This window comes from Cellulosilyticum sp. ST5 (genome assembly GCF_046529625.1).
Lineage (GTDB): Bacteria > Bacillota > Clostridia > Lachnospirales > Cellulosilyticaceae > Cellulosilyticum > Cellulosilyticum lentocellum.
This window is the reverse complement of the sequence record NZ_CP132338.1, coordinates 3,893,014-3,906,267: the sequence shown is the minus strand read 5'-3', so window position 1 is coordinate 3,906,267 and position 13,254 is coordinate 3,893,014. Positions and strand designations below refer to the sequence as shown.

General features: G+C 33.2%; 12 protein-coding genes. 1 reads left to right on the top strand and 11 read right to left on the bottom strand.

Features of this window, described 5'->3' with window-relative positions:
- Positions 1-18: 18 nt before the first annotated feature.
- From QTL86_RS18805 to QTL86_RS18795, 3 genes are all read right to left on the bottom strand, one after another.
- Complete coding sequence (locus QTL86_RS18805; protein ID WP_410495719.1) at positions 19-351, bottom strand: branched-chain amino acid transporter permease; 333 nt, start codon at positions 349-351, stop codon at positions 19-21.
- Positions 342-1,058 (bottom strand): AzlC family ABC transporter permease, encoded by a 717-nt coding sequence (locus QTL86_RS18800; RefSeq protein WP_127065028.1) that lies wholly within the window; start codon positions 1,056-1,058, stop codon positions 342-344. The genes QTL86_RS18805 and QTL86_RS18800 overlap by 10 nt, the downstream gene beginning before the upstream one ends.
- Before the next feature lie 155 nt (positions 1,059-1,213).
- Positions 1,214-3,430, bottom strand: a complete 2,217-nt coding sequence (locus QTL86_RS18795; RefSeq protein ID WP_410495718.1) for a HelD family protein — start codon at positions 3,428-3,430, stop codon at positions 1,214-1,216.
- 172 nt (positions 3,431-3,602) lie between these two features.
- Between QTL86_RS18795 and QTL86_RS18790 the strand changes: the two genes are divergently transcribed.
- On the top strand, positions 3,603-4,493 hold the full coding sequence (locus tag QTL86_RS18790; RefSeq protein ID WP_013659145.1) for a LysR family transcriptional regulator: 891 nt from the start codon (positions 3,603-3,605) through the stop codon (positions 4,491-4,493).
- A 54-nt stretch (positions 4,494-4,547) separates the two neighbouring features.
- Here the strand turns inward: QTL86_RS18790 and QTL86_RS18785 are convergent, their stop codons facing one another.
- From QTL86_RS18785 to QTL86_RS18750, 8 genes are all read right to left on the bottom strand, one after another.
- Positions 4,548-5,153, bottom strand: coding sequence for a TetR/AcrR family transcriptional regulator (locus QTL86_RS18785; protein WP_410495717.1), 606 nt, complete (start codon positions 5,151-5,153; stop codon positions 4,548-4,550).
- 15 nt (positions 5,154-5,168) lie between these two features.
- On the bottom strand, positions 5,169-6,878 hold the full coding sequence (locus QTL86_RS18780) for a methyl-accepting chemotaxis protein (protein WP_127065030.1): 1,710 nt from the start codon (positions 6,876-6,878) through the stop codon (positions 5,169-5,171).
- Positions 6,879-7,004: 126 nt separating this feature from the next.
- The gene (locus tag QTL86_RS18775; protein WP_013659148.1) at positions 7,005-7,538 is read right to left on the bottom strand and encodes a GNAT family N-acetyltransferase; all 534 of its coding nucleotides are present in this window, start codon (positions 7,536-7,538) and stop codon (positions 7,005-7,007) included.
- Position 7,539: 1 nt separating this feature from the next.
- Entirely contained in the window at positions 7,540-8,613 is a 1,074-nt protein-coding gene (rsgA, locus tag QTL86_RS18770; RefSeq protein WP_127065031.1) for a ribosome small subunit-dependent GTPase A, read from the bottom strand.
- Between the two features lie 368 nt (positions 8,614-8,981).
- On the bottom strand, positions 8,982-10,619 hold the full coding sequence (gene abc-f / locus QTL86_RS18765; RefSeq protein ID WP_410495716.1) for a ribosomal protection-like ABC-F family protein: 1,638 nt from the start codon (positions 10,617-10,619) through the stop codon (positions 8,982-8,984).
- Between the two features lie 429 nt (positions 10,620-11,048).
- Positions 11,049-11,624: an NUDIX hydrolase gene (locus QTL86_RS18760; protein WP_013659151.1), complete on the bottom strand. Its 576-nt coding sequence runs from the start codon at positions 11,622-11,624 to the stop codon at positions 11,049-11,051.
- A gap of 114 nt (positions 11,625-11,738) precedes the next feature.
- Positions 11,739-12,164 (bottom strand): HIT family protein, encoded by a 426-nt coding sequence (locus QTL86_RS18755; protein WP_410495715.1) that lies wholly within the window; start codon positions 12,162-12,164, stop codon positions 11,739-11,741.
- A 175-nt stretch (positions 12,165-12,339) separates the two neighbouring features.
- The gene (locus QTL86_RS18750) at positions 12,340-13,221 is read right to left on the bottom strand and encodes an SPL family radical SAM protein (RefSeq protein WP_127065034.1); all 882 of its coding nucleotides are present in this window, start codon (positions 13,219-13,221) and stop codon (positions 12,340-12,342) included.
- Positions 13,222-13,254: the final 33 nt, after the last annotated feature.

Below are 13,254 nucleotides of genomic sequence, written 5' to 3'. Positions count from 1 at the left end.
TTTCCATTGCCTATAGTCCTAAAAAATACCTTGTACTAATATCATATAAAGAACCGTCCCTCCACCAATGCTCAGGAGAGTATTCCTTTTCCATAGGTGTAGTAAAGCAGTGCCGGCAATCCCTATTAATTCGGGTAATCCAAATGGCATTGTAGTAAATGAAATACCCTTTAAACAATAGATTACTAATAATCCAATAACTGCATAAGGAAGTACTTTCCCCAAATAAGCAATATAATCAGGAACTTCTTTATGGTCTGGAAACAAAATAAAGGGCAAGAATCTAGTGGTCATAGTTCCTAGAGCCACACAGCCAATAATAATTAACGTTTGTACGGGTGTTAAATACATATCTGCTCATCCCCCTCTACCTTCGGATCTAATTTTCTTCTAAGTAAAGTTAAGCTAGCTAAAATAAGAATCATAGCTGGAATAATAAAATCACTTGGTCCAAATATAACTAAGCTTATACTAGCAGCGCCTACCCCTAATAAAGCAGGAACCCGGTTTTTCCTTTCCTTCCATTGGTCCAAAAAAATAACGACAAATAATGCTGTTAATGAAAAATCTAATCCTTCTGTATTAAACGTAATAAAGTTCCCCAATAATCCGCCTAATACTGACCCTAATGCCCAATAGCTATAGTTTAGAAATGAAATAAAAAAATAGAACCATCCCTTATCTACACCTTCTGGGACTTGAACACTATAATTAACCGAAAAGGTTTCATCGCACATCATGAAAATAAGAAAAGGCTTTAACCTTCCTACTCCTCTATATTTCTTAAGCATTGATATGCCATAAAACAAATGTCTTGCATTTACTAATAAAGTTAGAATAAACGTTTGTACTGGAGCAAACGTGCTTGTTAGTAATGTAATTGCCACAAACTGCATGCTTCCGCAAAAAGCTATGGTACTCATTAAAAATGACCATAAAGCACCATACCCTTTACTTGCCATTAGTACGCCATAAGCTATACCTAAAAATATAAATCCTGCCAAAACCGGAATAGTATGTGGAATAGCCGCTTTTAGAGCCTTTTTCTTTGTATTCATTTTTCTCCCCCTTAATTTCTTTACATATCCATCTATCTATGTTCCATTACTAGCTTTTTATCATGTGACTAAGTTTTATCATAGTACTTATTATAAAAAATTGCAAAAATAGTAGCCAGTCTTATCAACTATAGGCTACTATTTTAACTATCCCTCTATATCTTTAAAAAGTGACTCACTTCTCCTGTATGACATAGTGCTAAACGGTGAAGTGCCCTAGTACAAGCAATATAAAGAAGTTGTTTATCCTCCGGCTCATCATAATTCACTTCATTCACTTCATAGACAATAACTGCATCATATTCTAATCCTTTTGCCATATAAACTGGCATAATGTGAATACCTTTTTGATAACCTTCTTCTTCTGGATTTAATTGGTGAATATCTAGCTTTCTAGAAAGCTTACTATACACATGATTCACTTGTTTTTGAGATTTACAGATGATTGCTATGGTTTCATAGCCTTCTTTTTGATAAGTCTTAACTCGATCTTCTATCCACTCCAGTTCTTGAGCTTCATTTTCATGCTCAGCAATAACAGGGACTTCTTCATGTCTTTCAAAAGCAATAGCACCTACCTCTCCATCTCTCAACTTAGAGGTAAATAAGCTAATTTCATAAGATGAACGATAACTTTTAGTAAGACTTAGCTTTAATGCGTTTTTAGGCTCTAAACATCTAATAACCTCATCATATAAATCTTCTGTTTCTGATTTTTCAATGGTTTGACCGATATCACCTAGGATAGTATATTGTGTACCTTTAAAGATTTCTCCTAAGATTTTATATTGTAATGGATAATAATCTTGAGCTTCATCTATAAGTACTTGTTTAATCTGAGGATAAAGTCTTTCATTCTCTAACTTTAACTTCAAGTAAAGTAATGCCATCCCATCTTCATAAGTTACTATATCTGGCCTTAGACTCTTAGCTGTAAAACTACGAATAGAATCACTGAACTTAGGTAAATTCAACCCTGATGCGGCGCGATTAAATAAATTTTCATCTTTAAATAACTTCTCATATAATCTAAAACAATTAACTTTAGTAAAACTTCTTATTGTACTTAGGGCTTGATCTCTATAAGTATTTAGCTTTTCATTAACTTTTTCATCTACATCATAGCCACCTTCACCTTTAAGGGCTTTAAAAAGTTCTTTTCGTTTTATTTTTTCTAAATCTCTAAGCTTTTTCTCTAGCCTATTTTGAATTCGATCTAAACGTCTACCAATAGCCATATTAATAGGATTGTCTAAGAAATTCTTTTTAAGGCTTTTAGCATCTGCAATAAACTCTCCGGCATAATAAACGTCTTTAAACTGAATAAGCTCTTTTTCATAAATATCAATTAAACGGTCTAACATGTGTACAAATTGGCTAGACCCTTTAAAGCGAATGGTATTTCTAATAGCCTTTCTATTTTTATTCGTAATCATGTATTCTAATTGACTACTTCTAGAACGCATGCGAATACTGTTTTTAAAATAAGCTTCAAAGAAATCCTCCATTGTACTATATTTTACATTGTCTTCCCCTAGTTCTGGTAAAACAGTACTTACATATTCTCCAAATAAGTGGTTAGGAGAGATAATCATAATGTTATCACTAGTAAGTCCCTCTGCCATACGTTCATATAATAAAAAGGCAATTCGATGCATCGCAATAGACGTTTTTCCACTTCCTGCTACCCCTTGAACAATAAGTACATCATTACCTTTATTTCTAATAATTATATCTTGCTCTTTTTGAATGGTCTCAACAATGTTTTTCATATAAGTTGATGCATTGTTACCTAAGGCTTCCTTTAGCATATCGTCTGTAATAGTTAAGGAGCAATCAAAGAAATAATCTAGCTTTCCCTTTTCAATTTCGTATTGTCTCTTTAAACTCACTTTCCCGCGAATCTCTCCACAAGGAGCCTCATAGCTAGCAGGTCCTAATTCATTACGATAAAACATACTTGCAATAGGCGCTCTCCAGTCATAAACCATTACCTCATAGGTATCATCGTTCATAACATTTTGATATCCAATATATACAGCTTCTGTACTTTCTCCTTCTTCTATAAAATCAAAACGTCCAAAGTATGGTTTATCTAACACACGTTTATATTTTTCTAACTTCCCTAGTTTATGTTCATATTGAGAGGTTTCTATTCTCTCCATAGTATGATACTGAGTAAGCTCAATATTTCTATCATAATCATCAACAGCCGGTACTCCCCCTGCCCACATCTCTCTTCTGAGAGCTATAAGGTTTCTCTTTTGTTCATCAACCGCATCTCCCCCTAATGAAATCTGTTCATTAAGAAATTCTGTTACTTTATCTAAGTAAACTTGTTCTGCTTTTAATACTACTTCATAATCACTCACTACTCTTCCTCCACTTCTATCTGTTTATGATAGCATTTATGGAGCTTACTGACTAGCTGTATAATTTAGCAAGTAACGATAAATATATTCTGAATTTTTATTTACTTTGTCGGATAATAAATTATAATAAAATTATCAAATATTTATATCATTCATAACTGGAGGTTATATCTTGATTAGTGAACTTCATTTATATCATGTTTTTTATACAGTGGCTCAGTATCAAAGCTTTTCTCAAGCAGCCAAAGCCCTTTATATTTCTCAACCAGCAGTTAGTAAATCTATTAAAGCCTTAGAATCTTCTCTAGGAACCTCCCTTTTTTCTAGGCGTTCTAAAGGCATTTCTCTTACACCAGAAGGCGAGCTTTTTTATAAACATGTTCAAACGGCCTTAGAAGCCTTAGAAGAAGGCGAAAAACTTCTCCTTAAGCTTCATTCCTTAAATGCAGGGCAAATTAATCTAGGAGTTAGTTCTACTTTAGGAACACATTTTCTCATGCCTCTGCTAAAAAGCTTTATGGAACGTTACCCTCATATTAAATTACAAATTATTAATGATTCTACAACAAAGACATTAGACTTAGCAAAAAAAGGGGTACTTGATATTGTTATTGTAAGTTCATCTAACTATTATGATGGTCTTAGTTTCATCCCTTTAAAGAAAATTGAGGATATCTTCGTTTGTAGTCCTAGTTACTATGAATCCATTTCTTCTCTAACCTTACCAGAGCTTTGCGAACAGGCTTCTTTTATGTTTTTATCTAAAGATAGTGTCACTAGACTTTACTTGGAAACAGTCCTTGCTAATCAGGGAATTTCCATTGTTCCTGATATTGTTGCTGGAGATATGAATTTCCTTATTGCTTGTGCAAAACTCGGACTTGGTATTACTTCTGTTATTAAAGACTTTGTATCAGAAGAGTTGGCAACTGGATCCTTGGTAGAAATTCCTTTTACTCTATCTCCAAGTAAACGTTCTATTGATATTGCTTATGCTACTGACACTACTTTTTCTAAAGCAACTTCTTGTTTTATTGACTTTTTAAATCAAGAGCTATTATAAATAATAAGCCTGTTAAGCAGTGGCACATCTGTGCCCTGTCTAACAGGCTCATTTCTATTCTGGCTTAAAAGCTTCCTTAAATTCAAGTACATGCCTTTTTAGTTTCTGTTTAACTTCCTCATCAAACTCATTATATTGATTTAGCATCAAGAAGATTGGCGAATAAAACGCTATTGCTATATACTCCGGATCAACGCTTCTGAACTCTCCTTTTGAAATAAGATATTTAAATATGCTGGACTGGAAATGAATTACATCCTCCATATAAAGCTTTCTATAAAGTTCTTGAATCTTTTTATTATTAAATTGCTCAATAATAAGCATCCTTCTAAACTTAACTGCATATTCATCACAAAAATAGTACTCGAATATTTTAAATGTAATCTGCATAAGCAGTTCATTCGAAATCCCTTGATACATATCTACCTTACTATCTCCTATCGTATAAGGGATTTGCATCGCTTCATAAAAAGTAGTAGCTTTTTCATAACAAACTTCAACTACTCCATCAAAAATATCTTGCTTGTTCTTAAAATGATTGTATAAAGAACTTTCCTTAATCCCTACTGCCCGTGAAATATCCCTTACCGAAACAGCATTGTATCCTTGCATTGAAAACAAGGTTAACGCTTCATAAACTATCTTCTCTTTTGTCTTCATACCTTCTCCCAAAACTTATAGCTTAAATACATTCATACCTTGATCTAAACTATTAGCAATCTCTTTTAATTGAATAGCATTCTCCGAAACATTAACCATAATACTACTTACTTCTGTAGCAGAAGCTGATGTTTCCTGTGTACTAGCCGCATTTTCATCTGCTATAGCTGATAAACTATGTACAATATCCACTACCTTTACTCTTGCTTCGTCCATCTTCTTAGTTCGTTCTAGAATGGCTTGAACTCCCTCAATAGAATTATCTATTCCTTTCTTTACTTCAACAAAGATGGTATTCGTTTTTTCTACATTTTCATTTTGCTTTTCTATTATTTCTTTAACCTCTTTCATAGTGCCAACAGCTGTTGTAGAATCTTTAATGAGAGAAGAAATGATTTCCTCTATCTTTCTAGCTGAATCATTAGATTGTTCAGCTAGTTTCTGAATTTGAGTTGCTACTACCGCAAAGCCTCTTCCTTGTTCTCCTGCTCTTGCTGCTTCAATAGATGCGTTGAGGGATAAAAGATTGGTTTCATCTGCAATAGAGGTAATTAATGCTATTGCTTCTTTAATTTTTAGAGCTGATTCATTGGTTGTATTCGTTTGTTTATAAATGACATCAATAGAATCACTTGCTTTTTTATTTATATTATCTAACTCTTTTAAAGTCTCCGTTGCTGCTTCACTAGATATCTTTATCTGCTTAGCATGATCATTAAGTGTTGCTACAGCTTTATTAGTCTCTTCTATCATGTCACCTATAACAATGACGTGGTCTGTTGCTTTTTGTGTTTCCTCTGCTTGACTAGTTGCCCCTGCTGCCATATCATGAACAGCATTTTCTACTTGTTCTATAGTTATAGCTGTCTCTGAGGCATTGGTGCTAAGAAGTTCTGACGCAGAAAATAAGTTATTTCCTTGCTCTTTAATATGAGTAACAACCTTTAATAAACTTTCTCTTAACGTTGTAATGGCTCTACTCATTTCTCCTGTTTCATCTTTACGCTTATTAAGTTTATTCTGCTCTTCATCCTCAACAAAATCTAATTCTGCAATTCTTGTTACCAATGTTGTAGCTTTTTTAATAGGACGTACTAAATAGCCTGTAATAACATATCCCATAATTAAAGCTACACCAAGAGCAAATCCCCCTCCTGATATGCTTCTCCTAATAATTCTCTCTATTGGTTTTAGAATATCTGCTTCATCAGCTGTAATCACTAATATGTCATTAGTATTTTTTGTTATATAATAAGCAGCATATTTTTTAAGCCCCTTAAAGTCATAACCAACAACAGTTGGCTCTGATACGTTTCCTTCATTAAGTTGTTTTACCACCTCTGTTACTACTTTATTCTCTACTGGTTTACCTATTTTGTCAGTCGTAGGATGATATAGCATAGTTCCATCTTTTTTCACTATATAAGCATAACTTGAATCAATCCCCTTTATTCCTATACCTGCTACCAGTTCTTTTAGTGCTTCTACATACTCTCCATTACTTTCGGATAGAATCTTGTCAACTTCATCCCCATACGCTACAACTAAGTCATATAAGTAATTTTGATTTACATTTGATAGGCTATCACTTGCCAGAGGAATAGCGGTCCATATATTTATGCCTGTAGTTATTATGATAACAATTAGTAGTAAAAGAACCATTTTTGTCTTTAGAGAATAAATATTTATTTCCCTCTTTTTAGTCCCTTCTTTTTGCTCTTTCATATATATCACCCCATTTACAGTATCTTAATATAAAATATAAACCCTGTTCCCCCTCTTTTCAACATATTCAATACATTTTAGGCATATCGTTCTACAAATAAAGCTTATTTTTTTAAACTTTTATGACTATTGTTTAATATACTCGTCTTTAAGAATGGCATATTCATAGGTATCACTCCAAATGGGATTTCCTTTTTCATCTTTTTTGAAATAGATGTTTTGTTTTAAATGACCTTCTCTTCTCATTCCTAAACGCTCCAACAATCTCCAAGATGCTGTATTAAGCGGATTACACATGGCAACAATTCTTCTTGCTCCCCTAGTATTAAAACCATAAGCTATAACAGCATTTGCTGCTTCTGTAGCATACCCTCTCCCTTGATAAGACCGATTAAACACATAACCTATTTCCCATGTTTTAAACTCTTGTTTTGCAAAGTAAATATTGCCAATGAGCTTATTATTTTCTTTTAAACAAACCGCTAAAAACGCTGGACTTTCTGCCCTACTTTTAGCTTCATTTTGACTTGCTTCTATAGAAAAAGCTTGATAAGGCTCATAACGCACCACTTCCTCATCAGAAAGATACTCATATAAATCTTTCCAGTCCTCTTCTTTAAAGCGTCTTATTACTAATCGTTCTGTCTCTAATTGTTGCATATTAAAAATCCCCCTTATTATACTGATCCTTATTTCTGGCTTGTTTCTTTTGTTTAATAAACTTGGCATTGCTTTTAGCCTTTTCTTTTACTCTTTGAAAATATAATGCCTTATTAGCACTATAGGCTGCTTCCTTCTGCAATTTTAAATAGCTTTGCCATCTTGTAGGTAATAAATCGCCATTTATCAGTGCTTCATTAATAGCACAACCTGGTTCATTATGATGTGTGCAATCAGAAAATTTACATTGCTGTATTAGACCTTCTATATCTACAAAGGTCTCTCCTAGGCCTGTAGTAATATCCCACATACCTAATTCTCTCATTCCAGGTGTATCAATCAGCATAGCCCCATTTTCTAGAAATAATAATTGCCTATGAGTAGTCGTATGATGCCCTTTAGAATCTTCTTCCCTTATGCCACTAGTCTTCATACAATCTGCTCCTAAGAGAGCATTTACTAAACTTGATTTTCCTACACCTGATGAACCTAAACATACTATGGTTTTACCAGGTTGTATAAATTTGTTTAGGTTTTCTAAACCAAATCCTGTCTTAGAACTAATGACAATTACCTCTACCCCTATTGCTGTATCAGCTACCTGCTTTACTAAGTCCTCATAGTTAGGGGTTAAATCTGCTTTTGTTAATACGACTACAGGAATGCCCCCACTTTGCCAACTTGCTGCTAGGTAACGTTCTAAACGTTTTAAATTAAAATCATGGTTTAAAGACATCAGTATAAACACATAATCAAAGTTAGCAGCTACTACTTGCTCTCCTCTGCCTACATCTGGATCCTTTCTAGAAAAGTAAGACTTGCGCTCTAAAGTCTTTACGATACGGCTACTACCACTTGCATTATAATCAATAAGTACAAAGTCTCCTACTGTCGGAAATATCTCTCCTGCTTCTCCATGATGATAAATACTCGCCTTTAATACGGCATCTCTTTCTCCACTATTACATATCACCTTATAAAGTTCTCTATGAACTGCAACAATACGTCCTAATAGGTAATCTCCTTCAATATCAACTACTTGCTCATTATATCCTAATCTTCTTAAATCTATCATGATTGCCTCCACTATTTTATGTTTTAGTTAGCTTGCTCGCTTTTACTAAAATCAATAGTGTCAAATACTTTTATACCGTTTGTCTTTCAAAAATGCATGCAAAAAAGACACACCTATGTGATGTGTCTTTACTGGCCACAGTATTCACGAAAGGTTTCACAAAACGGCATCACAAATAAAGGGCTAGAGTCACCTTTAGCATTTGCTTTGCCACTATTTGATTTTAGTTGTTTACCACCATTAATTTATTATTAGTCATCATACAACACTCCTTTCGCTTCTACATTAAAGCATTTAATTCTTAACATAGAAAGTTGTTTTACTTTTCAAACTCTAACATATTTAATACCTTTTTTCAAGCCTGTTAATCAAAATCCATTTCTTTTTTTTATTAATTCTTGGTATTTATTATCTAGCTCCTCATACATTGGTGTTCCTTGCTTTTCTCTACTTAACTGTCCTATGATGTATGCTATTTCATTTTCTAATAACATCTTATCTTCTTTATTGCTCTTCATTTCTTTTCTATAAGCTTCATCTTGTGCTACTTGTTTTTGTTCTTTTCTTTCTAAGTACTCTCTAATGCCATATTCATAACGTCTAATGATCTGGTTTTCAAAAACTAATAATTTATCACACAGCTGCTCTAACATATACCTGTCATGTGTTACCAAAATCAGGGTTCCATTGTAATCTTTAAGTGTCTCTTCTAGCTGCTCTCTAACATGAAGATCTATATGATTAGTAGGCTCATCTAGAATAAGTACTTCACATCCTTGACGAATAAGAAGCAATAATTTGAGCTTCATACGCTCTCCTAAACTAAGAACCTCGGCTTTATCATACAAGCGATCATTGGAAAAACCCATTTGTACAAGTGCCATACGTATTTGACGCTCTTCTTTATTGGTGGCTTCAAACACCTGCAAGATACTTTTCTCCTCCTTTATATCTAAAACATCCTGGCTGATATAGCCAATCTTCCTTTCTTCACTAATTCTTATTTCTCCTTCAAGTGGTACTTGTTTTAATATTGCTTTAACTAAGGTTGATTTGCCACAACCATTAACACCATATACCCCTATCTTCTCTCCTCTTTTGACATAAAATGAACTTTGGCTAAAAATCAACTTATTCCCATAAAATTTGCGAATATCTTTTGCTTGTAAGATAGTATCGCCAACTTTCTTAGTAGCTTCTAGCTGAAATAATACCTTTATCTCTTCTTCGGGTTTTATTAAACCACCTACTTCTATTTTTTCTAACCTTTTAATTCTAGACTTGACTGCCTTATCCATTTTTTTAGCTTTTACTCTATTGTACTCTTTTCCCCCGAACTTATTTCCTGTAGCAATTGCCTTTTTACGAGACTCTCTATGAGCTTTTTCAGACCATCCCTTTAGTTCTTCTATTTGTCCTCTAATTTGTGATTTAAGTTTCTCTTGTTCCATAAATAAATGGAGCTGACTCTCATATCGTCTCCATTTTTCTTCTCTGTAAAAGGAATAATTTCCGTTATAATTAATGATTTTCCCTTGATCAATTTCCATAATGCTATCAATACATTGGTCTAGAAAAAAGCGGTCATGTGATATAATAACAACGGCTCCTTTAAAGGCCCTTATTTGTTTAATAAGCCATTTTACCCCCTCATAATCCAAATGATTAGTTGGCTCATCTAGCACTAGAAAATCTTTCTTACTATAAAGAAGTTGTGTTAAAAGTTTCTTTGTCCTCTCTCCTCCGCTCAATGTTTGTTCTAAATCTAAATACTCTGTAGCTTGCTTCATATATCCTATATCCATACCACTATATTGCCAAAGGAGCTGACCACTTGTAGGCTTAACTGTATTGGTAATTATATCAGCTAACGTTGTTTTACCTGCCCCATTACTTCCTACTATTCCTATCTTTTTTCCTGATTCAATCTCAAAATTAATATCATTTAATATTACTTTGTCACCAAACTCTTTACTAATATGCTTTCCTTGTAAAATAGCTGTCATCATTTCACCTCATATTTTACGAAAGCACACCTCTTTTGTTATGCATCTCCATCTCTTTATTTCTCATCTTCTTGTCTATTAGTTTAGATTTTAAAAAGACTGCAAATGAACTCATGCTCATTTACAGTCTTTTAATAATCCTTATTTACTTCTATAGACCTGTAGCCCTAAAATACGCTTTTCTAAAGGCTACACAATTAATCTATATATAAATCTTGGACAATGACTTATGAGTATGATTAGCTTCATAGATTTTTGCACAACAAGAAAGAGTATGCTCTCTCTTTAATTGTAAAAATAATCTCATCATTAAGCTAAAATCATTCTCATTTCATTCTCCTTTTCTTCATTTCATATTTACCTTCATACTACAACTTTAACTGCCATATTTCAAGCCCTTTTTCGTACTATACTTAATGTAGCTCCTATTTATGCTTTATTGGCTACACAATTTTTGGCCTGTTGTATCAACTTATGATACACCACTAATATTTCTGGTTCATTGCAATACTTTTCAAGTTCTTCTATCGGAATCCACATGACACCACTATTTTCTTCTCTATTTATTTCTACAGCTTCCTTTTCATCTGCAATAAGTATATAGGCAACTGATAGATGCATATGTGTCGGTACATAACATCCTCTTTTAATATGCCCCCATACAGGTAGAATATCTAATGAAGCTATGGTATTCATGAGTGGTTTAATATGCTTTACCCCTGTTTCTTCTGTTGCTTCTTTAAGTGCTACATGTAATAAATCTTCATCCCCATCAGCATGTCCTCCAGTCCATGCCCATGTCTTATAAATATTATGATGGACCATAAGTACCTTATCTAGCATCTCATTCATAATAAAGCCTGAACTTGTAAGATGAGCAAATTCATTTTCTCTCAATAATATAGTATCAGGGAATCTTTCAATATATTCTAGTATCACTTTCTTCTCGCTCATTTCCTGAGCATTTACAGGTGAATAAGCTAATATTTCTTGCTTATAATTCATGCGGTCCTCCACTATACTTAGCTAATATCTTAAGTCATATATTGCTATCTACTTTTAGTTACACCTTTATAATAGCATAAGTTAATACATGGTACACCAGGTCCTTATACTATCTTAAAGTTTTTCTTTAATTCTTCTAATAAGTTCTTTATATTCTGCTTCACTTAAAAGTATTTTAGGCTCTGGCATCATTTCAAAAGTTCCTCCAAAACCTGGTCCCTCTTCATATTTAGGAACAATATGATAGTGTAAATGAGTCATCTTATCTGCATAAGCACCATAGTTAATCTTATAAGCACCAAAAGCTTCACTCATTGCCTTAGCTACTCTAGCTACATCCTTCATAAAGGCATTTCTTTCATCATCACTTAAATCAAATAGCTCACTTTTATGTTCTTTATACGCAACTAAGCATCTACCTCTATAAGTTTGCTCCTTAAATAAATACAGAGTACTTGCCTCTAGATCACAGATTTTAATCATAATATCTGTTAAACGATGGTCTTTCACACAATAAAAACAGTCATTATCAAAATTCATATTCCTTCTCCTTTAGTTTTAATTTTTATAACTGATTTTATTATATATAATTTAAAATAAATTACCTTTTCATATTTTGTCTTCATTGGCTTAAATCTTACAATTATAGCTTATTTTTATACCTATCATCACTTGGATAAATCAGTATTATCTTATAGCCTATTTCTATACTATATTAAAACAGACTTAACTGTTCTACTTCATGATTTTTCCTACTGGCTTTAATAATATCTGGCATCTTATATAGCAAACCATACTTTTCACACTCTCTGACAAATAGCTTTCTAAGCTTAGCAAAATCAACACTCCTACACTCATATTGATTACCATAATGCTGAATATACTCCTCTTTAATTCCCGGGAAATATTGATCTAATTTTTCAAAATACCATTCTCGTTGATTCTCTCTTAAGGTCATTCCAATAGCAGGATAGATAAATCTAGCACCTGAAGCTGCCGCCTTAACTACGATTGATTTAATATTTTCTTCATTATCTGCTATAAATGGAAGTACTGGCATCATCAATACTCCAGTAAAAATACCTGCTTCAGCTAAAGCCTTAATTGCTTTGAATCTTTCAGATGAGAGGGCTACTCTCGGCTCTATGATTTTACACAAATCATCTTTATAAGCAGTTATAGTTATTTTTGCAATAACTGGTGAATGATTATTGATTGCTTTTAAAATATCTATATCTCTAGTAATTAATGGACTTTTTGTAGCAATTGCTACTCCAAAACCATATTGATTAATAAGTTCCAATGCACCTCTTGTTAGCCCATATTGTTTTTCAAATGGATTATAAGGATCTGACATAGCTCCTGTACCTATAATGCCTGTTTTTACCTTACGCCTCAGTTCATTATGCAGTATTAAAAGCGCATCTTTCTTTGCTTTAACCTCATCAAAGCTTTCTATGCCATAACAGCTACTACGACTATCACAATAAATACATCCATGGCAGCAGCCTTTATAAATATTCATATTATAGTCTATTCCAAACCAATGTTCTCCTTTAGCATAGGATAACATGGTCTTTGCTGGTATAAATTCCATTTTTATTCTCCTTAGTCCTACTTTTAATACTTA

What these genes read in the sequence shown, in the direction of transcription:
- rsgA (WP_127065031.1), bottom strand. Translation starts at nt 8,613, where the DNA reads ATGATAGATTTAAGAAGATTAGGATATAATGAGCAAGTAGTTGATATT.
- QTL86_RS18750 (WP_127065034.1), bottom strand. Translation starts at nt 13,221, where the DNA reads ATGGAATTTATACCAGCAAAGACCATGTTATCCTATGCTAAAGGAGAA.
- QTL86_RS18755 (WP_410495715.1), bottom strand. Translation starts at nt 12,164, where the DNA reads ATGAATTTTGATAATGACTGTTTTTATTGTGTGAAAGACCATCGTTTA.
- abc-f (WP_410495716.1), bottom strand. Translation starts at nt 10,619, where the DNA reads ATGACAGCTATTTTACAAGGAAAGCATATTAGTAAAGAGTTTGGTGAC.
- QTL86_RS18785 (WP_410495717.1), bottom strand. Translation starts at nt 5,153, where the DNA reads ATGAAGACAAAAGAGAAGATAGTTTATGAAGCGTTAACCTTGTTTTCA.
- QTL86_RS18805 (WP_410495719.1), bottom strand. Translation starts at nt 351, where the DNA reads ATGTATTTAACACCCGTACAAACGTTAATTATTATTGGCTGTGTGGCT.
- QTL86_RS18800 (WP_127065028.1), bottom strand. Translation starts at nt 1,058, where the DNA reads ATGAATACAAAGAAAAAGGCTCTAAAAGCGGCTATTCCACATACTATT.
- QTL86_RS18780 (WP_127065030.1), bottom strand. Translation starts at nt 6,878, where the DNA reads ATGAAAGAGCAAAAAGAAGGGACTAAAAAGAGGGAAATAAATATTTAT.
- QTL86_RS18760 (WP_013659151.1), bottom strand. Translation starts at nt 11,624, where the DNA reads ATGAATTATAAGCAAGAAATATTAGCTTATTCACCTGTAAATGCTCAG.
- QTL86_RS18775 (WP_013659148.1), bottom strand. Translation starts at nt 7,538, where the DNA reads ATGCAACAATTAGAGACAGAACGATTAGTAATAAGACGCTTTAAAGAA.